Annotated in this window: 19 protein-coding genes; 3 read left to right on the top strand and 16 right to left on the bottom strand. The window is 62.1% G+C overall.

Annotation, left to right across the window (positions count from 1 at the left end; all coding sequences use genetic code 11):
- Positions 1-62 precede the first annotated feature (62 nt).
- From LG281_RS16090 to LG281_RS16080, 3 genes are all read right to left on the bottom strand, one after another.
- Complete coding sequence (locus LG281_RS16090; RefSeq protein ID WP_404402464.1) at positions 63-740, bottom strand: SDR family oxidoreductase; 678 nt, start codon at positions 738-740, stop codon at positions 63-65.
- 562 nt (positions 741-1,302) lie between these two features.
- Positions 1,303-1,470 (bottom strand): hypothetical protein, encoded by a 168-nt coding sequence (locus LG281_RS16085; protein WP_404402462.1) that lies wholly within the window; start codon positions 1,468-1,470, stop codon positions 1,303-1,305.
- An 87-nt stretch (positions 1,471-1,557) separates the two neighbouring features.
- Positions 1,558-2,997 (bottom strand): TrkH family potassium uptake protein, encoded by a 1,440-nt coding sequence (locus LG281_RS16080; RefSeq protein ID WP_404402460.1) that lies wholly within the window; start codon positions 2,995-2,997, stop codon positions 1,558-1,560.
- Positions 2,998-3,174: 177 nt separating this feature from the next.
- On the opposite strand from LG281_RS16080, the gene LG281_RS16075 reads away from it, so the two are divergent.
- Positions 3,175-4,731 carry a cation:proton antiporter gene (locus LG281_RS16075; protein WP_404402458.1) on the top strand — a complete coding sequence of 519 codons (1,557 nt, stop codon included), beginning with the start codon at positions 3,175-3,177 and terminating at the stop codon, positions 4,729-4,731.
- Here LG281_RS16075 and LG281_RS16070 read toward each other — a convergent pair.
- The 3 genes from LG281_RS16070 to LG281_RS16060 all read right to left on the bottom strand — a co-directional run bounded on the left by LG281_RS16070 (position 4,728) and on the right by LG281_RS16060 (position 9,547).
- Complete coding sequence (locus LG281_RS16070) at positions 4,728-8,186, bottom strand: AAA family ATPase (protein ID WP_404402456.1); 3,459 nt, start codon at positions 8,184-8,186, stop codon at positions 4,728-4,730. The two genes, LG281_RS16075 and LG281_RS16070, sit on opposite strands and share 4 nt — an antisense overlap.
- A 27-nt stretch (positions 8,187-8,213) precedes the next feature.
- The gene (locus tag LG281_RS16065) at positions 8,214-8,933 is read right to left on the bottom strand and encodes a DsbA family protein (protein WP_404402454.1); all 720 of its coding nucleotides are present in this window, start codon (positions 8,931-8,933) and stop codon (positions 8,214-8,216) included.
- Positions 8,934-9,040: 107 nt separating this feature from the next.
- Positions 9,041-9,547: a DUF721 domain-containing protein gene (locus tag LG281_RS16060; RefSeq protein WP_404402452.1), complete on the bottom strand. Its 507-nt coding sequence runs from the start codon at positions 9,545-9,547 to the stop codon at positions 9,041-9,043.
- A 41-nt stretch (positions 9,548-9,588) separates the two neighbouring features.
- Here LG281_RS16060 and LG281_RS16055 point away from each other — a divergent pair, with 41 nt between their 5' ends.
- Both LG281_RS16055 and LG281_RS16050 read left to right on the top strand, forming a co-directional pair.
- Complete coding sequence (locus LG281_RS16055) at positions 9,589-10,662, top strand: A/G-specific adenine glycosylase (RefSeq protein ID WP_404402450.1); 1,074 nt, start codon at positions 9,589-9,591, stop codon at positions 10,660-10,662.
- Between the two features lie 12 nt (positions 10,663-10,674).
- Positions 10,675-11,868 (top strand): benzoate/H(+) symporter BenE family transporter, encoded by a 1,194-nt coding sequence (locus LG281_RS16050; protein ID WP_404402448.1) that lies wholly within the window; start codon positions 10,675-10,677, stop codon positions 11,866-11,868.
- 48 nt (positions 11,869-11,916) lie between these two features.
- Here the strand turns inward: LG281_RS16050 and LG281_RS16045 are convergent, their stop codons facing one another.
- The 10 genes from LG281_RS16045 to LG281_RS16000 all read right to left on the bottom strand — a co-directional run bounded on the left by LG281_RS16045 (position 11,917) and on the right by LG281_RS16000 (position 25,333).
- Positions 11,917-12,690 carry an outer membrane protein gene (locus LG281_RS16045; protein WP_404402446.1) on the bottom strand — a complete coding sequence of 258 codons (774 nt, stop codon included), beginning with the start codon at positions 12,688-12,690 and terminating at the stop codon, positions 11,917-11,919.
- A gap of 180 nt (positions 12,691-12,870) precedes the next feature.
- A complete protein-coding gene (gene glmM / locus LG281_RS16040; RefSeq protein WP_404402444.1) occupies positions 12,871-14,214 on the bottom strand; it encodes a phosphoglucosamine mutase in 1,344 nt (447 codons plus the stop codon).
- 199 nt (positions 14,215-14,413) lie between these two features.
- Positions 14,414-15,274 (bottom strand): SAM-dependent methyltransferase, encoded by an 861-nt coding sequence (locus LG281_RS16035; protein ID WP_404402442.1) that lies wholly within the window; start codon positions 15,272-15,274, stop codon positions 14,414-14,416.
- Positions 15,275-16,010: 736 nt separating this feature from the next.
- Positions 16,011-17,948 (bottom strand): ATP-dependent zinc metalloprotease FtsH, encoded by a 1,938-nt coding sequence (ftsH, locus tag LG281_RS16030; protein WP_404402440.1) that lies wholly within the window; start codon positions 17,946-17,948, stop codon positions 16,011-16,013.
- 127 nt (positions 17,949-18,075) lie between these two features.
- The gene (gene tilS, locus LG281_RS16025) at positions 18,076-19,338 is read right to left on the bottom strand and encodes a tRNA lysidine(34) synthetase TilS (protein ID WP_404402438.1); all 1,263 of its coding nucleotides are present in this window, start codon (positions 19,336-19,338) and stop codon (positions 18,076-18,078) included.
- Positions 19,332-20,303 carry a tol-pal system protein YbgF gene (ybgF, locus tag LG281_RS16020; RefSeq protein WP_404402436.1) on the bottom strand — a complete coding sequence of 324 codons (972 nt, stop codon included), beginning with the start codon at positions 20,301-20,303 and terminating at the stop codon, positions 19,332-19,334. The genes tilS and ybgF overlap by 7 nt, the downstream gene beginning before the upstream one ends.
- Before the next feature lie 156 nt (positions 20,304-20,459).
- A complete protein-coding gene (gene pal / locus LG281_RS16015) occupies positions 20,460-20,954 on the bottom strand; it encodes a peptidoglycan-associated lipoprotein Pal (RefSeq protein ID WP_404402434.1) in 495 nt (164 codons plus the stop codon).
- A 177-nt stretch (positions 20,955-21,131) separates the two neighbouring features.
- The gene (locus LG281_RS16010) at positions 21,132-22,298 is read right to left on the bottom strand and encodes a winged helix-turn-helix domain-containing protein (RefSeq protein ID WP_404402432.1); all 1,167 of its coding nucleotides are present in this window, start codon (positions 22,296-22,298) and stop codon (positions 21,132-21,134) included.
- A gap of 488 nt (positions 22,299-22,786) precedes the next feature.
- A complete protein-coding gene (tolB, locus tag LG281_RS16005) occupies positions 22,787-24,103 on the bottom strand; it encodes a Tol-Pal system beta propeller repeat protein TolB (protein ID WP_404402430.1) in 1,317 nt (438 codons plus the stop codon).
- 165 nt (positions 24,104-24,268) lie between these two features.
- Positions 24,269-25,333, bottom strand: coding sequence for a hypothetical protein (locus LG281_RS16000; protein ID WP_404402428.1), 1,065 nt, complete (start codon positions 25,331-25,333; stop codon positions 24,269-24,271).
- Between the last annotated feature and the right edge of the window lie 2 nt (positions 25,334-25,335).

The raw sequence follows: 25,335 nt of genomic DNA, 5'->3' as shown, positions 1-25,335 counted from the left end.
ATCATCCCGCAAGCGCGGCTATGCGTAGGCGGCTGCGCGGCCAAACGGACGCCTGCCCCAGCTCACTCCACATAAACCATCTTCCGCGTCATCCCTCCATCCACAGTCAGCACCTGCCCGGTCATGAACGCCGCCTCGGTCAAATAAACCACCGCCTGTGCAATATCCTCCGGTCGCCCCACGCGCCCTGCGGGGTGCTGCGCGTGATCGGCCTCCCGCAAATCGCTTGCCTCCGAAATCCACCCCGGCGCAATCGCGTTCACGCGAATGTCCGGCCCCAGGCTCACTGCCAAAGCGTGGGTTAGCGCCACGAGCCCACCCTTGGCCGCCGCGTAAGCTTCGGTGTTGGGTTCGGACATGAAGGCACGGGTCGAGGCCATGTTGACGATCGCGCTGCCCGCATCCATGCGCGGCACGGCCGCCCGCGTCATCAGGAACGCGCCTGTGAGGTGGCTGTCGATCACCCGCCGCCAGTCCCATGTCGAAAGCTCGGCAATCGGCGCGCCTTCGGGCGCCGCGATCCCGGCATTGTTGACCAGCAGGTCCACGCGGTCCCATTCGAGCAGCGCAAAGGCCGCGGTGATGGAGACCTCGTCTGTCACGTCGCAATGGATATGCCGCCCGCCTTCGGGCCCGTCGGCGAGGTCGAACGAGGCCACCACCCAGCCCGCATCCGCAAGCGCCGCGCAAATCCCCCGGCCGATCAACCCGGCCCCGCCGGTCACGATTGCCCGCTTCATCACCACTCCTCCCATTAGAGCGCTTCCAGAAAATTGGGCACCACGTTTGCGGCTCGGAAGCGCGACACATAAGGACTTCGAGAATTTTCGCGATTCGAAGAATCGTGGAAATGCTCCAGCAGATCCACTATCTCTTTAGGATAGCATTCATGCCGTGCCGTGTCAGACGTCAAACTGTCCAGGCGGTGAAAAACGGCAAGCCACAGTTCTTCGGCGAAACTTATCCCCGCCCCACAAACGTCAAGTATGATGCTTCTCACGGACCCGCTTTTGATGGGCGCAGGCGCAACGAACGTTTGGGCGGGACCGGTCCGGGTCCGATGGGAGTCGTCCCAGCGGAGGCCCAAACGTCACCGTGGCCAGCCACAGCGATCCTGTGGTCACCGGGGAAACCTGGCGGGGATTGGCCCCAGCCCGAGCGGACGCCAAGCCAAAAATCCCGGACGTATGCGGCGAGGCTCGTCTCGCATCTATATAATCAGTATGAGGCGCGTCTCGCCGCATACCGCTCACGTCATTCAGCATCCGAGGCGCACGCGCCGTCGGACGCATAAGTACGCCTCTAACCGGTCGGGCCGGCGAAATGCGCGCCGAGAAAATAGGGCCAGACGATAAGCGCAAGCACACCCATCCAGAACCCCAGTTTCAAATAGCCGATGGTGAACAGCCATCCGATGAACCAGAGTATGCCCAGCGAAGAATGCTGCTCGATATTGATGCGTCTGTCCATGCTCTTGCCTCCATTAATGGATGTGCCTCTGGCCGCGAACGATGCGCTCGCCCCGGCCGTACAGTCTTGATCAAAGTCAACCGCCGCTCAAATCCGCCAGAATGCGGGGGTGAGCAGTACCAGCACAGTGAGGATTTCGAGCCGTCCCAACAGCATCGCGGCAACGAGAATCCATTTGGCCATATCATCGAGTGGGGCGAAATTACCCGCGGGGCCGATGATCTCGCCCACGCCCGGCCCCACATTGGTCAGCGCCGTCAGCGCCCCGGAAAATGCAGTCAACGGATCGAGACCCGTAGCGCCCAGCCCCATCATGGCCAAAAGCAGCGTGGCAAGAAACGCTGCGGTATAAAGGCTCACAGACCGCGCTGCATGCGGGGGCATTTCGGCCCGGCCATAGCGCATGATGAACACGCCATTGGGATAGATGAGCTCTTTGAGCCCCAACCGCAGGTTCTGATAAAGCACGATCAGCCTGTAGGTCTTGAAACCGCCAGAGGTCGATCCCGCCGCGCCACCGAGAAACGTCGCGGCCAACATGACCGAAACCACAAACGGGCCCCAAAGCGTGTAGTCTGTCGAAGCGAACCCCGTTGTCGTCACGACAGAGACGATGTTGAACGCCGCGTGAACAAGGATGTCGTAGCTCTCCCGCTCCGTCTCGAAAAGACCCGCCAACGTCACGACGAGCGTCAAAACGGCGAGGATCGACAGGAGCACCGGGATCTGGAATTCCCACGCATCGCGTACCTTGCCCGTCACCAGCGCTTTCAAAATGGCAACGAAGGGCAGCGCACCGGCGACCATGAAGATGATACCGACAACCAATGTCCCGGCCCCGAAATGGCCCATCGAGGCATCGTGCGTCGAATACCCGCCGGTCGAAACCGTCGTCATCGCGTGGTTGACCGCGTCGAATACCGTCATGCCGGTAACCCAATAGCCCAGCGCACAGGCGATTGTAAGCACCAGATAAAGCCAGACCAGCGCGGCGGAAAACTGTGCGAACCGCGTATAGGGGCTGTCGGATTGGATCGACGATTCCATCTTATAGACCTGCATCCCTCCGACCCTGAGGAAGGGCAAAAGCAAAAGCCCCATCGCGATGATTCCGAGCCCGCCGAACCATTGGATAAGCGACCGCCACAGCAATATGCCCGGCGGCAGAGTGTCGAGCCCGACAAGCACGGTCGACCCCGTCGTAGTGATTCCGGAGGTCGCCTCGAAGACGGCATCGGCGAAGGAAAGCCCCTGCCCGCTCATCACGAACGGCACCGCCGAAACGATGGATGTCGAAAGCCACACCGCATTGACCAACAGAAACCCGAAACGCAGCGAAAACGGCGGCATCCGTTTTTGCGTGCTGATCACCAGCAAAAGCGATGGCAACCCGACAAGCAATGCAGCGCTGAGAAAAGCCTGCCAATCCGGATTGTCGGCAAAAAGATCTGCCATCATCGGGATCAGCATGGCTGCGGCGAGGATGAGATTGAAAACGCCGCAAATGTGGGCCGTCGCCAGGATCATGGAGCGGACACTCGGAGTTTCGTAACTTTGCGCCCCGGATTGGACCGCTCGGCGAGCGCTTTTACGCCCAATTCATCACAAGGTCCAATGCCCAATCACCACAACGAACCGGTTGACACCGCAACCGGCGCCTCGAACCATGGCGATGTTGGGGATTCGTGTCCGGGGTGGGCGTAAGTGTTCGAAGTCATCTGCATCACTTTCGCCTTTTTCTTCGGCCTCGCCGTACGTCAGATCGGCCTGCCACCCCTTGTCGGCTTCCTTACCGCCGGCTTCGCCATTAATGCCTTCCGAGAGCCGTTGGGGCTACCCACCGAAACCGGCGCGATTTTGGACTACATCGCGCATCTGGGCGTGCTGCTGCTCCTGTTCGCCGTCGGGCTCAAACTCAAGCTCGGCCAACTGGTCCAGCCCCATGTCGTTGGCACGACGCTGCTGCACTTCGCCATCTCAACGGCGATCTTCACGCCCGGCCTCGCCGTCTTTCTGGGACTCGACTGGACAACCGCCTTGCTCCTTGCCATGGCGCTCGGGTTTTCTTCAACCGTGCTGTCGGCAAAGCTCCTCGAGACCAAGCGGGAACTCGCGGCCTTCCATGGCCGTATCGCCATCGGTATCCTGGTCATCCAGGACCTGGTTGCGCTTGTCGTCCTCAGCGCGTGGAGTGGAGAAATCCCCTCGTTCTGGGCGCTTCTGGTCCTTGCGCTGCCGCTGCTGCGCCCGGTGGCATACTGGCTTCTCGATTTTACCGGCCACGACGAATTGCTGATTCTGATGGGCATGCTCCTCGCTCTTGTCGTTGGCGGAATGGGGTTCGAAGCCGTCGGACTGAGTTCCGAGCTTGGTGCGCTGCTGATGGGTGTTTTGCTATCGGGCCACAAGCGCGCGCAAGAGCTTTCGGATTCGCTCTGGGGTCTCAAGGAAATCTTCCTCGTCGGCTTTTTCCTCGAGATCGGCATGTCCGGTCTGCCCGATATGAACGCGATCCTCTTCGCGCTCGCGATGGTTCTCGTTCTGCCGCTCAAGGGCGTCTTGTTCTTCGTCCTCCTCATCGCCTTCCGCCTGCGTGCCCGCAACGCCTTCCTCGCGGGACTGAGCCTTACGGCCTATTCGGAATTCGGCCTGATCGTCGCCGCCGGCGTCCTGCCCGACTGGCTCGTCCCGCTCGCCATCGCCGTATCGCTGTCTTTCGTCGTCGCCGCGCCGCTCAACCGGCTTGCACATCCGATCTTCCAGCGCTTCGAGACGTTTCTCACCCGTTTCGAGTTCAAGCGACGGCACCCTGACGAAATCCCTGTCGCTATGGGTGATGCGCGGGTAATAATCTTCGGCATGGGCCGCACAGGCCTCGCGGCTTATGACACCTTGAGAGAACACACCGACAAGCTCATCGGGCTCGACGCGGATACTTATCGCGTACAAACGCTCAGAGCAGCCGGCCGAAATGTGGCGCTTACCGACGCCGAAGACGCCAATTTCTGGCGCGGCGTCGACATCGGCGGTATCGAGGCCGTAGTCCTCGCCATGGACGACATCGAAGCCAAATTGAACGCCGCCCGTCAGCTCCGCGCGCTGGGTTTCACCGGTCCGATCATCGCCCACGCGCTTTACGAAGACCATGTCGAGCGGATCATGGCCGCTGGCGCCAACCATACCTATTTGACCATGCAGGAAGCCGGCATGAGCCTAGGCCAGCGCGCCTGGACGGAAATAGAAGAAGGCGAAGATGCCTAGCTCGCCTCAAGGAAAGTTTCAGCCGTCCGCAGATCGACCGAAACGAGCTGCGACACGCCACGCTCGGGCATGGTGACACCGAAAAGCCGGTCCATCCGCGCCATGGTGATCGGGTTGTGCGTAATGACGACGAACCGCGTTTCGGTGCGCCCCCGCATCGAATCGAGCAAGTCGCAAAACCGCTCCACATTGGCATCGTCGAGCGGCGCATCAACCTCGTCGAGCACGCAGATCGGCGCGGGGTTGGTCAGGAACACAGCAAAAATCAGACTCATCGCCGTCAGCGCCTGCTCACCGCCCGACAAGAGCGTCATCGTCTGCGGCTTCTTTCCCGGCGGCTTGGCGATGATCTCAAGCCCGGCTTCGAGCGGATCGTCGCTTTCGACAAATGTCAACTCCGCCGTACCGCCGCCGAAAAGCGTCGTAAAGAGATCGCGGAAGTGCGCATTGACCCTGTCGAACGCCTCGGTAAGCCGCGCCCGCCCTTCGCGGTTGAGGTTGGAAATTCCGGTCCGCAGCTTCGCGATTGCAGCAATCAGATCTTCACGGTCCGCGACCATCTGGTCGAGCTTTTCCTGAACCTCGGCGGCTTCCTCTTCGGCCATGAGGTTGACCCCACCCAGCCGCTCACGCTCCGCCTTGAGCCGATCGACCCGTGCCTCGGTCTGCTTTTCGTCTGGCAAGGCCTGCTCGGGCTTGATACCCGCAGCTTCAGCGGTCTTGTCCGCCGGAATATTCAGCGTTTCGGCAATTTGCCGCTCGATCTGTTGACGCTGAACGATGTTGCCCTTGAGCCGCTCTTCGACCCGCGCCATTTCCGCACGCGTGTTGGCAAGCGCCTCCGCCGCCAGCCGCGCCGCTTTATCGGCTTCGCGGAACCCGGTCTGCGCCTCAGTAAGCCTGTCGGACGCCTTCTTGCGTTCTGCCTCGGCATCCTCGATCTGATCGTCCAGCGCGGCCCGGCGCTGGTTGAACGCATCGGGTGTCGCATTGAGCTCACCCAATTGCGCCTCGATCTCCGAACGGCGCTTCGCCAGCGTATCGACCTGGGATTGCGCGCTCGCGCGCCGGCGTTCCCAGCTTTCGAGCTCCTGCGCGATCCGGTTCAGCCGGCTCTGGCGCATCTGCGCCGCGCTGTCGAACCCGGCCAGCCGCACGCGCGCCTGCTCGGCGGCTTCGCGCAGGCCCGAGAGCGCCCGCTGCCGGTTCTCAGCCTCGGCAATTGCGCCCCCCTCATCTCCGGCCTCTTCGAGCGCCTCGGCGGCGGCTTCGAAATGCGCCTCGGCATCCGCAAGGTTTTCTTCAAGCCGCGCGCGCGTCTCCTGCAACGCGGTCTGGCGTGCGGTCAGGTCCGAAAGGTTCTTCTGCGCTGCATCGAGCCCCGCCTGCGCCGCCGAAATCCCGCGCTGCGCCTCGCGCCAGGCATTGCGGGTGTCGACTTCCGCCTGCCGGGCCAGATCGAGCCTCCGTTTAAGCTCTTCAAGCGTTTCCCGCGCCCTGTTGCGCTCGGCCCGCGTCCGCGCGATTTCCTCGTCGAGCTCGCGAAGTCGGTTGCGCTGAGCCAACCGCTGTGCGGCGGCGGTCGGCGCATCGGCAGCGGCAACGAGTCCATCCCAGCGCCAGAGTGCACCATCGACAGTCACAAGCCGCTGGCCCGGCTTCAACGCCGCCATGAGGCGCGGACCGTCTGCTGCGGAAACGACGCCAATCTGCCCAAGCCGACGCGCCAGAAGCGGCGTACCCGAAACGTAACGTGACAGCGGCTCCGCCCCCTCGGGCAATGCGGCGTCGTCCACACTATCACCGGCATCAACCCAATGAATCGGCGCGGCACTATCGTCCGACGCCTCAAGGTCATCGCCCAACGCAGCGCCAAGCGCCGTTTCAAAGCCGCTCTCCACATGGAGTGCATCGACGACCGCCGGCCACAGCGATCCGCCCTCGACATTGAGCACGCGCGAGAGCGTATCGGCCTCCGACTCCAGCCGATTGAGCTTGCCCTCCATCTCGGTAAGCGCCGGTTGCGCCTCCTCGAACGCAACCCGGGCATCCGCAGCCGCGCTCTCGGCCGTCTCGGCTTGCTCTTCGGCGATCGCTACGGCTTCCTGCGCGGCCTCAAGAGTGGCCCGACGCTCCGCAACTGTGTGGTCGGCGTCGAGGCTCGCCTGGACCGCCTCGGCATCGCGCGCCACATCCGCAATTTGGGATTTCAGCCGCTCGACCCGCTGCGCAGCTTCCTCGGCATTCCGCCTGGCCTGTGCCCGCTGGGCACGGATTTGAGCCACGGCATCGGCGGCCTGCCGCGCCAGAGACTCGGCCTCCTCGAGAGCCGCGCGGGCCTCCTCGGCCTGCACCCGCGCCATCTCGCTTTCCTCGCGCTCGGCCTCAGCGGCTTCGGCAAGGTCTTCCTGCTCACCCCTGAGCCCTTCGATCAGCCCCTGGCTCTCCTCGATCAGCGCCGCCTCGCGCGCGCTGTCGGTCTCAATCTGCTTGAGCCGGTCTTCGAGTTCGCCCTGCCGCTGATTGGCGCGCCGCAACTCCTCGTCGAGCTGCCCACGCAGTATGGTGAGCCGCTGCAATGCGGCGTTGGCTGCCGCATCGGCATCGCGCAAGGGCTGGATCGCCTCGTCAGCGGCCTCGTAGACTTTGCGCGCCTCATGGTCGATATGCGTGGCCTCTGCAAGCTGCGCGATCAGCCGTCCCTGCTCGGCTTCGGTCTCCTTCTCAGCATATCGCGCCTTGGCCCAGCGTATATGATAAAGCGTCGCCTCGGCCCGGCGAATATCGCCGGAAATCGCCCGATAGCGGGTGGCCTGCCGCGCCTGCCGCTTGAGCGTATCGAGCTGCACCTCGACCTGGGCGATGATATCGTCGACGCGCTCGAGGTTCTGTTCGGCAGCGCGTAGTCGCAGCTCCGCCTCGTGCCTGCGGGAGTGAAGCCCGGAAATCCCAGCTGCCTCTTCAAGCAACGCGCGGCGTTGGGTGGGCTTGGCAGCGATCAATTCCCCAATCTGCCCCTGCCGCACGAGCGCCGGCGAATGCGCACCGGTCGACGCATCGGCAAACAGCAATTGCACATCGCGTGCCCGCACATCGCGACCGTTGATGCGGTAGACAGAGCCCTGCTCGCGTTCGATGCGGCGGGAGATTTCGAGAGTATCGGCGGAATTGAACTGCTGTGGCGCAGTCTTGTCCGAATTATCGAGAACGACGGTGACTTCGGCCGAATTCCGGGCCGGACGATTGCCCGAGCCCGAAAAGATGACCTCGTCCATACCCGAAGCACGCATGGCCTTGTATGAGCTTTCGCCCATGACCCAGCGCAACGCCTCGACGAGGTTGGATTTGCCGCACCCATTGGGGCCGACGACACCGGTGAGCCCCGGCTCCATGACCAGTTCGACCGGATCGGTAAAGGATTTGAAGCCGACAAGCTTGAGGCGCGAAAACTTCATTCCGCGCCCCCAGGGACGAAAAAGCGGCTATGCCCGTTCCTCGATCGCCGCAGATAGCCCCTCAAAATCGTACGTGCCTTCGTATTTATCACCGTTGATATAGAAGGTCGGCGTGCCGGTGAGCCCGAATTCGTTCAACGCCTGTTCCCGCGTGGCTTCCAATCCATCGAACAATTCCTGATCGGTCAAGATTTCCTCGAACCTTTCCTGTGTAAACCCGAACTGCTGGGCCACAGCGAAGATCGCCTGACGCGGGTTCTCGGCGGTCATCCATTCGTTCTGCGACGCCATATAGGCGCCGAGAATGTCGTAATAGGCATTGCCCCCGGCTGCGGCGACCATGAAGACGGCGAGATCGAGCACATTGCGGCGGAACGGGCGCCCGATGAACCGAATCCGGCCCGTATCGATGTAGGTTTCCTTGATCTCCGGATAGGCGCTGGCATGGAAGGCAGCGCAATGCGGACAAGTCGGCGAGAGGTATTCGATAATGGTTACATCCGCATCGACGCCGCCCAGCGCACGATCTACCCAGCCGTCGGGATTGTTGATCGGCTGATCGTCGATGGGCTCGATTTCAGAACCGTCGTAGAGCGCGACATCGCCGTTTTCAGCGGGCACATCTGCGCTAACATCGGCCTGACCGACGGCTTCGGTCTCTGGATCGTCCGAGTCCGAACCACATCCATAAAGCAGCGCGCTGGCGCCGACGGCGGTTCCGGCGATGAGCAGGTTTCTACGGTTCAAAAGCAAAGCGTCGTCTCCTGGACTATGGCGGTAATACGTGCGGCGACACTACACGGACCGAAAAGGGCGGCAAGGGGGCACAACGTTCAACTCGCGGTGAACCCAGACTATTTTCTCTTTTTTGACAGAATGCCGCGCCCCAGCCGCTCAAGGGCCGATTTGAGATTCTCGTCTTCGACCGGAGCAACCGTAGCGTCCAATTGTGCTCGCTTTTCGGCGGGCAGCGGCGTTTCAGGGGCGTCATTTTTGCGCTCGTGTGGCGCAAACGGCGTTGCCGACAACCGCACCGACGAGACGACAAGATAGCCGAAATAGCGATTGACAGCAGCCGCGATGGCCGGGCCTTCGTGGGCGATCGCCAGCCCGTGTCCTTCGACGCAACGCAGATAAAGTACCGCGCCTTCGGGATCGGGCTTGTCCCGGCGCGGCCACGCCAGCCGGTCGGGAATAGCGACTTTGTCGTAAGGCACCGGCGCGATCGCGGCCCAATTGGCAATGAGATCGCGGCTGGCAAAACCGCGCCGTTTGAGGGCTGGATCGAGCGTGTTCCCTATCATCTCGCCCAGCGGGACAGCGCGGTTCTTGCGTTTTGGCGGTGGAGATGATTTCGCCATGCTTGCCTCGCGGCTCCCGATCAGGTTTCTATCGATCCATAATGGCTCATCCAGCTCCCGCGCAACATCCACAATCGATTCTCGACGCCAAGGCCGTACTTGACTGGTACGACAGGCATGCCCGGAACTTGCCGTGGCGCGTCGGACCGAAGGAGCGGGCGAAAGGCGTGAGGCCGGACCCTTACGCGGTGTGGCTGAGCGAAATCATGCTCCAGCAGACGACCATCGCCGCCGTGCGGGACTATTTCGCCAAATTCACGCGGCTTTGGCCGACCGTTCACGATCTCGCCGCCGCGCCGCTCGACGATGTGCTCGCCCAATGGGCGGGCCTAGGCTACTACGCTCGCGCCCGTAACCTCCATGCTTGCGCCCAGGTGGTGGTTACGGATCATGGCGGCGTCTTTCCCGCAAGCGCTGCGCAACTGCGAGGTCTTCCCGGCATCGGGGACTATACGAGCGCCGCCATCGCCGCGATCTGCCACGACGAGCCCGTCGCCGTGGTCGACGGCAATGTCGACCGCGTCATGGCGCGCTTCCTTGCGCTCGAAAAGCCCGTGCGGGATGAAAAGCCGCTCATCCGCGCGAGGGTCCAGGAAGCCGTGCCCCAACGCGCCGGCGATTTCGCGCAAGCGATGATGGATCTCGGTGCCACGATTTGCGCGCCGCGGCGGGCCAATTGCCTGTTGTGCCCATTCGAACCGCAATGCCTTGGCACACGCATTGGCAACCCGCTCGCCTACCCCGTGCCGCCGGAAAAGAAAGCCAAACCCGAGCGTTCGGGCCATGCCTATGTGATGCGGCATCCGAATGGCTCGGTCTTCGTCCGCCAGCGCGGCCCCAAGGGTTTGCTCGCGAAAATGACCGAAGTGCCTGGCTCGGACTGGACCGTATCCGAACAAGCCCCCGATTTTCCCTTGGACGCGCACTGGACCAGCGCCGGAACGGTGGTCCACACTTTCACCCATTTCCGGCTGACGCTGACCGTGTGGACCGCCACAACCCCGATCCCTCTCGACGAAGGCTGGTGGAGCGCACCGGATGCCCTGACCGGTGAAGCCTTCCCGAGCCTTTTCCGCAAGGTCCTCGCAACCGCCGGCGTCCTGCCCAAACCGTGATTTGAGTTCCTCATGACGACAACAGCGAGTTCCGAACGCGCAACACTCGCCCAACCCATCTTCGCCGGCATTCTTGCGGCACTCGTTGGATTTGCGAGCTCATTTGCAATCGTCCTGCAGGGTTTGAACACCGTGGGTGCAACGCCCGGACAGGCTGCGTCCGGCCTGTTTGCGCTGTGCCTCGGCATCGCCGTTGTCGGCATCGGGCTGAGCCTTATAACGCGCATGCCGGTCGCCGTCGCATGGTCAACACCCGGTGCCGCGCTCCTGATCGCGACCGGCGCCATAGAAGGCGGCTTCCCCGCGGCGGTCGGTGCCTTCCTCGTCTCCGCGGCACTCATTGTCGTTGCCGGGCTTTGGCGGCCATTCGGCCGGGCGGTTGCCGCAATCCCGATGCCGCTGGCTAGCGCGATGCTCGCTGGCATCCTCTTCAATCTCTGTCTTGCTCCGGTGAGGGCCATGGCGGAAATGCCGCTGCTAGCCCTGCCGATTGTCCTCGCCTGGGCGGTTACCCTACGCATTGCCCGGCTGTGGGCCGTGCCCGTCGCGGTTGTGGTCGCGGGGATCATTATCGCGGTCGCAACACCCCTCCCCGATTGGGCGCTCGGGGACATTTGGCCGGCGCCGACATTCGTGATGCCGGTTTTCACCCTCGACGCCGTTGTCGGTATCGCACTGCCGCTCTTTATCGTCACGATGGCGTCCCAGAACATTCCCGGGCTTACCGTCCTGCGCTCAAACGGATACAACCCGGCCGTATCACCACTCTTCGTTTCGACCGGCATCGTCAGCGGCTTTGCCGCGTTCTTCGGTGGCCATGTCGTCAACCTTGCAGCCATCACAGCCGCGCTCTGCGCCGGGCCGGAGGCGCACCCGGACCCCGCAAGGCGCTATGTGGCATCGCTGACGACGGGTATCGCATATATTTTCATTGCCATCGGCGCGGGCTTTGCCGCCGCTTTCGTTGCGGCTGCACCACCGATCCTGATCGAGGCCGTTGCCGGGCTTGCGCTGCTCAGTTCGCTCGCCGCAGCGCTGGTCGCAGCCATGTCCGAGGAGAAAACCCGACTTCCCGCCGTCGTGACCTTCGTCACTGCCGCCTCCGGCCTGTCGGTTGCCGGCGTCGGTGCCGCCTTCTGGGGGCTCGTTGCTGGTGGGGCGTTGATGGCGCTCGATGGATTCGGCAGGAGCCAGGCCCAGGAATAAGGGCGCCCGATCTCCCGGGCGCCCCCAATATTGCTTCCAATGCCTCGCTTAGTTGAAGCGGTAGCGCAGCGAAGCCCGGATTTCGTGGATCAATGTGTCGTCAATACTATAGGGATTGGGTGTCGCATTGTTTTCGATGCGATTGATATACAATGCACGATATCCCAGATCGGCGACGATATCGCCGAAATCATATCCGATACCCGTCATGAGCGCCGCCGCGAAGCTGGTATTGTCATCCCGTGCGCCGATTTCACCACCCGGCCAGTTGGCCGTGTTGCTGTTAAAGGCAACGCCCGCGCCTGCGCCGACGTAACCGAATGCTCCACCAGCGGCCGAAAGCCCCTGATTTCCCAATCCGAAGTCATAATAGGCATTGGCGAGGGCGATGGTCGAACGCAGGTTCAGGGTATATTTTCCCGGATCCGGGTCGCCATTTGCGCCAGTCGTTCCCGGCGGGACCGTGATCGACATGCCTTCATTGCTCAAATAGTCGACAGTGACGTCGAAACGGAGCCCCGTTCCCGTCTCATACCCGGCACCGATACCGGCACTATAACCAAAGCCCCAGTCTTCGACCCCATACTGGGTTTGCGGAGAAAAATTGGGGTGGTTCACGATATGTGCCAACCCGGCATCACCCGAGACACTGCCGCGCAAGTAGAATGCCCCCTCAAGGCCATCGTCTACTTCGGGAACATATGGTGGAATATAATCTTTATAGACCGGATCATCGAATACGACTGGATCCGCCGCAATTGCCGGAGCGGCAATAAATACGGCGCCGCCCAGCATAACTAGAGCGATCAAATTACGCTTCATTGAATATCCCCTACACCGCGCATACCGAAAGTTGTGATGCACAAATTAGAACAATTTTCTTAAAGCGCGCTTAACCGTATGTTTTAACCGTAGTCCGGTGCGCGGCCGGGGGTGCTGGACGATAGGACTGGCATCGGAAACCCGAACGCCAGCCACAAGTATTGACATGAGAATAAGGAGTTATGCGACCTGGCCAATCGCCGTTACGATCTCGTTAACCACCTGATTGACCAGCAATTCATCGTCACCTTCGCCCATCACGCGAATGACCGGCTCGGTGCCGGACTCCCGAATGATGAGCCTTCCGCCGTCGCCCAGCCGCGCCTGCGAATCGGCGATGAGCTTCTTGATCGTCTTATCCTCGAGCGGCTTGCCGCGCTGGAAGCGTACGTTCTGGAGAAGCTGCGGCACGCGTTCGAAGCGGTGACAAACCTCGGAAACCGGACGGCCTTCCTCCCTGACCACGGAGAGCAACTGCAGTGCCGCGACAAGCCCGTCGCCGGTGGTCGTGAAGTCAGAAAGAATAATGTGGCCCGATTGCTCGCCGCCCACGTTGAAGCCCTTGCCGCGCATGGCTTCAAGCACATAGCGGTCGCCAACCTGCGTCCGTTCGAGCGTCAGTCCCATACCGGCGAGATAGCGCTGCAATCCCAGATTGGACATGATGGTCGCAACCAGACCGCCCCCCTGAAGCTGCCCGCGATTGTGCCAGGACGAGGCGATCACCGCCATCAACTGGTCGCCGTCGACGACCTCGCCTTTCTCATCGACGATCAGAACGCGATCCGCGTCGCCGTCGAGAGCGATACCGATATCGGCGCGCAACTCCTTGACCTTGTCGATCAAGGCCTTGGGCGCTGTCGAACCGCACCCGTCATTGATATTATAGCCATCCGGAGACACGCCGACTGCGATCACCTCGGCGCCCAGTTCCCAGAGCACCTCCGGCGCCACCTTGTAAGCGGCACCGTTTGCACAGTCGACAACGATCCGCAGGCCGTTGAAATCGATGTCGCGCGGCAGCGTGCGCTTTGCGTATTCGACATAGCGCGTGCGTGCCTCATCGATCCGGCGCGCCTTGCCTATATTGCGCCCACGCGCCAGGCGGGGACCGAGATCGGCGTCGATCAGCTTTTCGATCTCAAGTTCGAAGCTGTCGGAAAGCTTGTACCCATCGGGACGGAAGAGCTTGATGCCGTTATCGTCGAACGGGTTGTGCGACGCCGAGATCATCACCCCGATGTCCGCACGCAGCGACCGCGTCAGCATCGCAACCGCCGGCGTCGGCATCGGGCCCAGCAACAGCACGTCCATACCGACCGCGGTAAAGCCGGCAGTGAGTGCATTCTCGATCATATAGCCCGAGCGCCGCGTATCCTTGCCGATCACCACACGATGCGTATAGTCGCCGCGTTTGAACGCCAGACCGGTGGCCATACCCACCCTCAAGGCCAGTTCCGGGGTGAGCTTGGATCCGTTGGCGAGACCGCGAATGCCGTCCGTGCCGAAATATTTGCGCGCCATATCTTTCATCCCTACCCGGCTGCCGCCTAATCCGCAGCATAATAGCTGCGGCGCACTAATCCTTTGTGGCCGCGGGATTTATCGCGAAAAGCCGGTTTCCATCCCGGATCACGTCCGGGACAGGCTTCTTTTTTCGCATCCCGCTCCAGCATAAACAGATCGACCTTATGGAGCAGTAAATGCCCTTCGCGATACGTTGTCACGGCTGATTGTGGCGTTTGAGGGACAGGAACCGATAGGTATTGACCGCCGCAAATGCCTCGGGCGAGCGATAATCTGCCTTGAGCCGCATAACGATGTTTTCGCGCTCCGCTTTCGGCACGAACAGTTTGTAAGCCTGCCGGGCGAACCAATAAAGAATGGGCTTTTTGGTCTCCATCAACCCGCGTATCTGCTCGACGGCCGGGGCGGCAAAGCCGCGATAGAAATTCTGGTCGATCGCCATGGATTGCGCGGCGGCCTCGGTGACGTCGTGGTCCTCGGCGATTTCGAAGCCATGTTTGGCGATCTTTTCGAGGAAGTGGGAAAATCGGTGCCCGCCGCCGGGTTGGCGATCGCCCTTGTAGTTCGGACCGCGGAAACAGTCGGCAATGACGATCCTGCCATTGGACGCGAGGATTTTTTCGAGCAGCGGCAAGCTCTTGTCGAGATCGACGTACTGGAAGCTCTCCGAGAACAGACACACATCATACGGCCCCTCACCCTCGAAATCCTCGAATTTCGATTCGTAGACATGGACATCGGGGCCAAGCTTTTCCCGCGCGATCTCGGCCTGAACATGGCTCGGGGTCAGCATGTCGACACCATAGCCTTTATCGATCAGAACCTTGGCCATCTCCCCGGTCCCGCCGCCAATATCGAAGATTTTCCGAGGGGCTGGAGGAATCAGCGAAAGCAGCTTTTCGACATAACGCTCCTGCGCTTCACGCAGTTTCGGCACGGTCGGACGTTCACCCGACTCCCAAAGCCCGTAATGCAGCCACGGGCTGTCGGCGAAGGTCTTGGCAACATACACATAAACGTCGAGGCTTTCGGTCTTCGTATCGATTTTCTTGGCCAATGCTGGCGATCTCCCGATTGTCTACCCCTCGGTACCCAAGCCGGGCAATTGTGGCAAGGGCCAGGCAGCGCGACCTGGTCGACACACGACGTTTTGTCCGGCGACCCTCGAGCCCCGGTTTCAAATAGCGTGGACGGTATGCGGCGAGACGCGCCTCATACTGATTATATAAATGCGAGGCGAGCCTCGCCGCATACGCCCGGGATTTTTGGCTTGGCGTCCGCAACAGGCTAGGGCCAATCCCCTCCGGGTTTCCCCGGTATGCCGCGGTGCTGCCGCGACTGGCTCTGGTGACGTTCGGACCTCCGCTGGGACGACTCCCATCGGACCCGGACCGGTCCCGCCCAAACGTGCGTTGCGCCTGCGCCCATCAAGCGGGTCCGTAAGGCGCATCATAAGCGCGGTTTTGGGGGGCGGGGATAAGTTTTTGGGGCGGATGAGGGGGCTAGCGTCTCGATGTGGTCGATGCGGGTGGGGCAACGAGCCCTTTCACGCGCGGGACAGCGCGTGGCTGGATTCCGGGAACACGTCCCGGAATGAGGGGCTACGATACTCACACATCTATATGCGAGCCCCTTTGCGCTGGCTCATGGTGGCACCGAAGATGTGTGAATCTCGCAGGATCAAGTCGGGGGCAGCGGTGGGGTGGTGGAGATGTTGGCTTCAAGCGATTGCCCATAGCAAAAAGGCCACCCCAGAACTGGAGCGGCCTTTCTCAACGTCCATGCCGGCCCGGTCAGCTCGGCTGCGGCTCCATGCCGCCGCCGTCCGGCTCACCGGATTCGCCGCCCTTTTTCTTGAGGGTCTTGCCGGCCTTGGGCACGCCGGTACCCTTGGGCGTGTTGTCGTTGTCAATGTCGCGCACCGGCGGCTTGCCATCCATGAGATCGCGCAACTCATCGCCAGTCAGCGTTTCGAATTCCAGAAGCGCCTGCGCAATGGCCTCGAACTGGTCGAGATTGTCCATGATCGTCGTGCGCGCCGCGGTTTCGGCGTCCTCGACAAGCTTGCGCACCTCATCGTCGATCAGCTTGGCTGTTTCGTCCGACATGTGCTGGGACTGTGTAACCGAATGGCCGAGGAACACTTCCTGATCGTTCGACTTGTACCGGACACGGCCGAGCTTTTCGCTCATGCCCCATTCCATCACCATCGAACGCGCCAGATCGGTCGCCATCTGGATGTCGCCCGAGGCACCCGAGGTGACCTTTTCAGGACCGAACTTGTAAATCTCCGCCTCGCGCCCACCGAACAGCATGGCCAAGCGTGCTACCGCCTTTTCGCGGCTGAACGAATAATTGTCCTTCTCGGGCAACGTCATCACCATCCCCAGCGCGCGCCCGCGTGGAATGATGGTCGCCTTGTGAATCGGATCGAGCTTGCCTGCCATTTTGAGGTTGATGAGCGCATGGCCGGCTTCATGATAGGCGGTGAGTTTCTTTTCGTCGTCGGTCATCGCCATGGTGCGCCGTTCGGCACCCATCAGAATCTTGTCCTTGGCGTCCTCGAACTCGGCATGGGTGACGAACCGCTTGTTCCGTCGCGCCGCCAGAAGCGCCGCCTCGTTGACGAGGTTCATCAGATCCGCGCCCGAAAAGCCCGGCGTCCCGCGTGCGAGCACGCGCAGGTCGACGTCCGGCGCCAGCGGCACCTTGCGCACGTGCACCTTCAGGATGCGCTCGCGGCCCGCGACGTCCGGATTCGGTACGACCACCTGACGGTCGAAACGGCCCGGACGTAGAAGCGCAGGATCGAGCACGTCAGGACGGTTGGTCGCGGCAATCAGGATGATGCCCTCATTGGCCTCGAAGCCGTCCATCTCGACGAGCAACTGATTGAGCGTCTGTTCGCGCTCGTCGTTACCGCCGCCCAGACCCGCACCACGCTGACGGCCAACCGCGTCGATTTCGTCGATGAAGATGATACACGGGGCGTTCTTCTTGGCCTGCTCGAACATGTCGCGGACACGTGACGCGCCGACACCGACGAACATTTCAACGAAGTCGGAACCCGAGATGGTGAAGAACGGCACATTGGCCTCTCCCGCAACCGAGCGCGCCAGAAGCGTCTTACCGGTACCCGGGGGGCCTACCAGCAGAACGCCACGCGGGATGCGCCCGCCCAGCCGCTGGAACTTGCCGGGGTCCTTCAGGAATTCAACAATTTCCTCGAGATCCTGCTTGGCTTCTTCGACACCCGCGACATCCTCGAACGTCACCTTGCCCTGAGCCTCGGTAAGCATCTTGGCGCGCGATTTGCCAAAGCCCATCGCGCCACCGCGTCCGCCGCCCTGCATCTGGCGGATGAAGAAGAACCACACTGCGATAATGACGATGAACGGCAGCCAGCTTGAGAGCAGGATCGACCAGAACGGGCTCGATTCCGGCTCGCGCGCGGTGATCTGGACGCCATGATTTTCCATGCGGCTGACGACGTCAGCACCCTGGGGAATCGTGGTTTCAAATCGCGTGCCGTCGTTGAGCCGGCCCGTGACCTTGTTCTCGACAATGGTCACTTCCGCAACACGGCCCTGATCCACGTCTTCTACGAACTGGCTATAGGTACGCTCGGAGGTTGCGACCGATCGCGTCGATGACTGAAAGACCTGAAAAAGGCCCATCAGCATAAAGAGGATCACAAGCCATATGGCGAAGTTGCGAAAGTTTTGGTTCATCAATCCTGTGTCCTGGGGGTGCGGGAACACACTTTTCCCGCCGATCTTGGTTTCGAATGTAAGGCCACCAACGGGGCGTTACAAGGGCGGCCCTGGGGTCGAAACGCCGCGCCCCAAGGCTTTTTGCCTATCCGGTTAATGCAATATGCGAAATCTCCACGCCGGGTGTCCGGATGCGCGTGCCGAGCGCAATAACGGTGCCGTCTTCCGCCTCGACAATCGGCGCGCCCCGCAAAGCCGCAACAGGAACCACGGGATATCCGCCAAACAGGGCGCGATAGCGGGCTCTCGTCATTGCAAGCGCCGGTGCCACGCGGACCCCCGGCCCACGCGCGGCGATGGAAAACCGACCATCCCAGACGAGCGGCCTATCGACCGGAACGGACACCGGCTCAGGCGCGATCCGTCCAGCCTGACGATAAATCACGATCGCGTGCGCCCGCGCGTCGACGACAGCACCGGCGACCGTACGGCTGAATGCCCCATCGGCGGTCAGCGCCCCGGCGACCGCTTCGACGGGCGCAAGCGGCGCCTCGGACAGGCCGCCGGCAATGGCCACGGCGCGCCGCAACGCCCGGATCCGGATTTCCTCGGGCGCATCGGAAAGCGCCTGACGGTCGATATGGACAACACCGTATTCGTCGACGCGGACATGGGCACTCACGAACGCCGCGCAAACGGTCTCGGCCATTGCATCGATCCGCCGCAACCGTTTGGCCAGTCCCGCCAGCTGTGGGGCGGAAAGCCCCAGATCACCGAGCAGCGGCATTGCCTTGCGCCAGCGGACGCGCTCGTACCGGGGATCGTCGTTGGAAGGATCTTCCACCGGTTCCAGCCCGGCTGCGGCGACAACCTGCTCTAGGGCCACGCGCGATACCTCAAGCAGCGGGCGGAAAACGCGGACGCCCCCAACGGTAGAAAATGTCTCCATGCCCTTGAGCCCGGAAACGCCGCTGCCATGGGCGAGGCGCATCAGAACGGTTTCTGCCTGGTCGTCCTGCTGATGCGCGGTGAGAAGGACGGAGGCGCCATCTCGTGCCATCGCCGCACCGATGAGACGATAGCGTGCTTCGCGCGCCGCCGCCTGCAGGCCGGTTTCGGGCTTGGGTTCGTCCCAGCGCAGGGTGCGGCAGGCGAACCCGAGATCGTCGGCGACCCGGGCTACCATTTCAGTTTCCGCAGCCGCTTCGGGGCGCAGGCCATGGTCGAGCGTATAGACGATAACCTTTGGCCGGCTGGACTCGCTCGCCCAATCCGCCGCAAGGAGCATCAGCGCCAGAGAATCGGTCCCACCCGAGACGGCGAGACCGATGGTTTTCTCCTGCCCAACGGGCGCGAACAGCGCCTCAGGCTCGAGGCCCGAAAGCCGCTCCGTTTCGCTGCTCAGCACCCGGCTCGCGCCTGCTCGGCGACCACGCGCTCCTTGAACGCGTCGGTCGCCTCGGGATAGCGCCGGAGTACCTCGGAATAGGTCCGGCACGCGGTATCGAACTCGCCAGCGCCGTGGAGCGCCACACCGAGCTTGAGGAGGATATCCTGCGCGCGCGTGGAGGTCGGGTAGGCCTCGAAGCCATTGATCAGGACGTTCGCCGCGTCGTGATACGCGCCGCGCTGAATGAGCGTTTCACCCAGCCAGTAGGTTGCGTCCGGCGCCTGCGGATTGTCCGGGAACAGTTCGAGGAACTGCCGGAACTGCTCTTCGGCAAAAGCGGTCTCTCCCCGTACGATGGCGTCGTAACCAGCCTGATACTGAGCGTTGGCATCCCCGTCATTAACCTCGACGTCGGTCTGATTGAGATCCAAGCTCAGATCGAGCGGAGCCGAGGGCGGCGTTTGCCCGAGCGGTGCTTCGGGTGGTCCTGTGACGTCGCCGTCCTGACCTTCGAAGACATCGCTCGCGTAAAGCCGGTCATCGTCACCGAAATCGGGATCGAGTTCACCGAGATCCTCGTCGCCGACGAGCGTTTCTTCCACAGGAGCGCCGGGCAGGGCTTCGATGCTGGAGGACGGCGGTAACGCTTCGGACGGCGTCGCGCCGCCGGGGGTGGTTACCGCCTCAGATTCCCCCGAGCCACCGCCTTCGAGCTGCTGGAAACGGAACTCATTGTCCTCCTGCATGCGCTCAATAAGCGTCTGAAGCTGGGTGAGCTGAAACTGCAGCCCCTCGATCTGCCCCGAATAGGTACGAACCTGCTCTTCAAGCTGCGAAATCCGCACCTGCAGCGCGGCGATATCCTGGTTCTGCGCGAACCCCGGCGCGGCCGCGCCAAAGGACAAAAGACCGGCAAGCCCCAGACCGGCGGCAAGACGCCGCCATCCGCTGGCCGGACCGGAAATAGAACGAAAGACCGTCATGACACTCCCCAAAAGGCGGCAAGATAAAATTGCGCGCGCAAGATCACCTTGGAATGGCCGCGAGGTAAAGGAGCATTTTGGCAAAAAAGAAGCGCCGGGACCAAAATACGCAAGGTCCCGGCGCTATGCCTCCAGTACGGGATGCTCTGTGCAGCCCTAGTTTGTCAGGACTGTGACCGCGCGGCGGTTTTGCGACCAGCATGAGATGTCGTTACAAACGGCGACCGGCCGTTCCTTACCATAGGACACCGAGGAAATGCGGCTCGCCGGAATGCCCTTGGACACCAGGTAGTTGACCACGGCGGTCGCACGGCGGGCACCCAACGCGATATTGTATTCGCGCGTGCCGCGTTCATCCGCATGGCCTTCGATGACGATACGATACTGTGGATATTGCGCCAGCCACTGGGCCTGCTTATCGAGCGTCGCCTGCGCATCGGCGGTCAGAACCGACGAATCGGTCTCGAAAAAGACGCGGTCGCCGACCGAAACGAGGAATTCCTGCTGGCTGCCCGGCGCGCCGCCGCCCTGGCCGGGGCCGAGGTTGCCAACGCCGGTATCGGGGGTGCGCGCACAAGCGGCCACTACCGCCAGCAGCGTCACCATGAGAAAGCCTTTGCCAAGGCGAAGTAGGGGCAACGTCGAACCCATAGCGAATTCTGCTCCAAACAAGGAAAATTGTAGTGAACGGTTTTACACTGCGTTACCTTAACCGCTGGTGTCCACTTAAGGTTAATCTGCGCATAATCGGGCACAAATTGGGCACCATCCAGCACGTTCGCCGCGTCCAGCATCGGGACACTGCGACTGTTGCGCGCGTGCACCGGATCAGTGGAAAAGCCTGCCTTGTATGGCGGCGAGATCGAGCTGCGGGCAAGCGTTGAATTCGGCAAAGCGCTGCAATTCGGCGGTGAACGCCGGGAGGAACCGGTCCATGTCGAGCGAACGATCCTCAAGATGCAGGCTCAGGACCTCGAACCGACGTTCGGCGCGGCGTGCCTTGCAATCGATCCGGCCAACGAACGCATTGCCGAAAAGGATGGGCAGGCAAAAATAACCGAAAACGCGCTTGGGCGCCGGAACATAGCATTCCAGACGATACTCGAAGCCGAACAATGCACTCAAACGGTCGCGGTGGATGAGAACGTTGTCGAACGGGGACACGATCTGCACGCGCTTTCGCATGCGCGATACATTCTCAAGCGCCTCAACATCGACATAGGCTGGTGAACCGCCAACCGGATCGAGCGGCTTCACCACCCCCGCCGCGATCCGGTCGTCGACAATTGCGCGCATGGCGTCGCGGATCGGCCTGCCCGGTCTGAGATGCAACAATTGCTTGAGCGTGAAAACACCGTGTGCCCTGCGCGTGGTGTCGAACAGGTAGGCGGCATATTCCTCCATCGTGGGCATGCTTAGATCGATACCCTCGGGCAAGCAGCGCTCGGCAAGGTCATAGACCTTCTCCATGCCATTGCGTTCGCACACCATGAGATCGCCCTGCATGAACAGTTTGTCGAGCGCGCGCCGCCCCGGGCCCCAGTTCCACCAGCTCCCGTTCTGGCTCTTGGTGCCCGTATCGATGTCGCGTACCCGCAACGCCCCCTCCGACCGCACGCGCGCCAGGATTTCGTCCATCAGGCCCGTGTCGACATCGTTCAGATAGCGGCTTTCCCCGTTTCGGATCGATGCCATACGGGGTAACGCAAAACGGTAGTCGCGCATCGGCAAATACGACGCGGCGTGAAACCAGTATTCAAATATGCACTTTTCCGCGGTCAGCCGGTTCAGGTGAGCGGTGTCGTATCCGGGCACCCGATTCCACAAGACGTGGTGATGCGCGCGCTCGACCACGGCGAGCGTGTCGATCTGCACATAGCCAAGATGCTCGATCGCCTTTTTCGTTCCGGCCAGCCCCACCCCGAAACGCCGCTGTGACGCTAACCCCTGCCGGGATAACGCCAAACGCCGCAGGTGTGAAAATGCTCTGCCCATCGGATCCGCTTTCGAGATCTATGCCCTAAAGCACTTTGTTCTATATATGTTCTCATCGCAAATCAAGCCGGTCGAGGCTGTTTGTCAGGCCAATCGCTTGAAACCAACCTCTCCACCACCCCCTCGCCGCCCCCGACTTGATCGGGGGCCCATCAGCGCCTTGCCGACCCGGGATCGTCGCGCGATGCACGGCGGCGCCACCGACCTTTGCCGTGCCGGATGGTGAGGGCATCGGGTGCATTGGACGGGCAACACGCCCCTCGCGGTCTCACCATCCGGTACGTACCCGGTTCCAGGTAGCGCTCTGCATCGCACGTCCAATTCGGGCGCGCAAACGCTGATGGGCCCCCGATCAAGTCGGGGGCAGCGAGGGGATGGTGGAGGCGCCAGAGCATACCTTCATCCAGGCAGACAAAACGTCCCGTCAAGCGATCGCCCTTGGCTGCTTGTCCAGCAGCCTCGTATTGCCCGGTGTGGCGGATTGGCGATTACGACAGAAGCGGCGACCACGCAGGGTCCGAAGCGAACCCTTGCGTCGGCACCCGTTGCTCGTTCCGACCCCACACGTCGATGGAGTAAAGCCGCGGGCCGTCGTTTCCACCCGGATCGCGGAAGAACATCAGCACCCGGCCATTGGGCGCCCAGGTCGGGCCTTCGGCGTGGAAACTCGTCGCCAGAATGCGCTCGCCCGAGCCATCCGGCCGCATGGTGCCGATGGAAAACTGCCCAGCCGACTGGCGCGTAAACGCAATGAGGTCGCCCTTGGGCGACCAGACCGGCGTCGAATAGGCTCCGTCGCCATAGGAAATCCGCTCCGCACCGCCACCGGCCGCGCTCATCACATAGATCTGCGGACGCCCGCCGCGGTCGGATTCGAAACAGATACGCTGACCGTCCGGAGAGAAGGATGGCGAGGTATCAATCGCCGACCCGCTCGTGAGCGCAGTTGGCTGGCCGCCGGTGAGCGGCAACATATAAAGATTGGTCGCCGCCCCTTGCGTCACCGAAAAGGCGAGCCGCTGCCCATCGGGCGAAAACCGCGGCGCAAAGCTCATCTGGCCATATTGCCCGATGGACTGGGTCTGGCCCGTAGCAAGGTTGAGGACGAAAATGCCCGATGCGTTCGGCCCGTTGAACGTCATATAGGCGACACGGGTCCCATCGGGAGAAATGCGCGGCGTGATGGTTGCGAGGCGGCCATCGGTCAGGATACGGCTGTTCGCACCATCCTGATCCATGATCGCCAGTTGCTTGACGCGATTGCCCTTGGGCCCGCTTTCCGCAACATAAACGATGCGCGTGTCGAAATATCCCGATTCCCCGGTAAGCCCGGAATAGATCGCATCCGAGGCGATATGCGCGATGCGCCGCCAGCTGTCGGCGGGCGCGCCATAGGCCTTGCCGGTGACCTGCTGGGCCGCCGTCGTGTCCCAAAGCCGCAGGCTGGATTGGATCTGCCCACCGGCGTTGTTCGCATCCGCCATGACTACGGCATCGGCGCCCGTCGCGCGCCAGGCGTTGAAATCCGGCGTCGCATTGGGATCGCCGACCTGGCTCGGGTAACCCGCCGGGTCGACGAGGCGGAACAACCCCGACCCGACGAGGTTGTTGCGCACGATCTGCGCAACCTCGGCGCCGAAATTCGGATCCGCCGAAGCGAAATTGGGGATGGCGATGGGCAGCGGCGTGAAGTTGCCGCCCGTAACGGTGATCTGCACGAGCGCACTCGCCGGCCCGGCCATCGCCATCATCGCGGCGCCGGAAAGACCGAGCTTGAGCGCGGACCTGCGGGTCATAAGAGTCATCGTCGCATCGTCTCCATAACAATTGTGCCCTTTTGGGCCGGCCGAAGGCAGCGGTCATGCCGCTTCAGCCCGTTTTGTTGCCTTCTTTACGCACCAATCGTGTCCGAAAATCGATTGTATGCATTCTCGTTATCATCCGTTGCGCCAGCGCCACACTTGGCACCCCTAAAGGTCCCTCGGATCGAACGTCACATCCACCTGCCGCCAGGTTTCGTATTTTTCCGAGGGAAGCATTGTATAGGGCCCGCACTGCTGCACGGCGCGCTGTGCCGCCAATGCCGTGGTCCGCACCAGATCGCTCGTGAACGGCGTGCGGATTTCCGGCGTGCCGGACACCGTCCCGTCCGGATTGAGCGACACCAGAAGCCGCACCGTCAGCCCCGGCTCAGCCTTCGCCCCTATCGGCGGACTCCAGCACCGGCGCATGGCCGAGGCGAGCGCATCCTGTTCGGACTGCGTCAAAAGCGCAGCCTGCCCTGTGGGACGTCCAAGCGCTTCGTCACCCCCCGCCCCCGTTATGCCGCCCCGGGACTCCTCCTGATTGATGATATCCTCGATCCGGTCAGCGATGTCGGCAATCTCCTGCTCAGACTGTTGTTGCTGCTCGGCCTGCTGCTGCGCCTGTGCTTCGGCCTGAGCCTGGCGTTGCGCTTCCTGCTGGCGCGCGAAGTCTTCACGCAGTTGCGCGACATTCGTCGGGCTCGGCGGCACGGGTGCGACCGGCTCGGGTTCGGGATCGGGCTCCGTCGTCAGTTCTGGCTCAGGCGTGGGAACAGGCTCCGGTTCGGGTTCCGGTGCGGGGGCAGGTTCGGGCTCGGGTTCAGGTTCCGGCTCAGGGCGCGGCGCTGGCGGCGCTGCAGGTTCGGGTTCCGGCTCAGGCACCGGTTCAGGTTCCGGGCGCGGCTGTGGAGCGGGCGCCGTCTGCACCGTCGGCGCCGGTGAAGGCTCGGGCGTTGCCTCCGGGACAGGCTGGTCCTCTTCGGTATTACCGGTGCGCTGGGCAATCTCGGCTTCTTGCTCGCTTTCGACCGCGGAGGGTGTTTCGGTCTCGACGACCTGACTGTCCTCAACCCCGACGCGCAGATTGGAAACGCTATCAATCGGCACTATATCGACGGAAATCGACTCCACCATATTGGTATCCAGCCGCTCGACGAAACTCAGATTGATCAGCCCGAGGGCGATCAACAAAGCATGAACGCTGACCGATATGATGGTGCCAAGACGCATAC

This window comes from Pelagibacterium halotolerans (assembly GCF_044811015.1).
GTDB classification, from domain to species: Bacteria; Pseudomonadota; Alphaproteobacteria; order Rhizobiales; family Devosiaceae; genus Pelagibacterium; species Pelagibacterium halotolerans_A.
The sequence above is the reverse complement of the archived record's forward strand: the minus strand, read 5'-3'. Positions and strand labels throughout refer to the sequence as shown.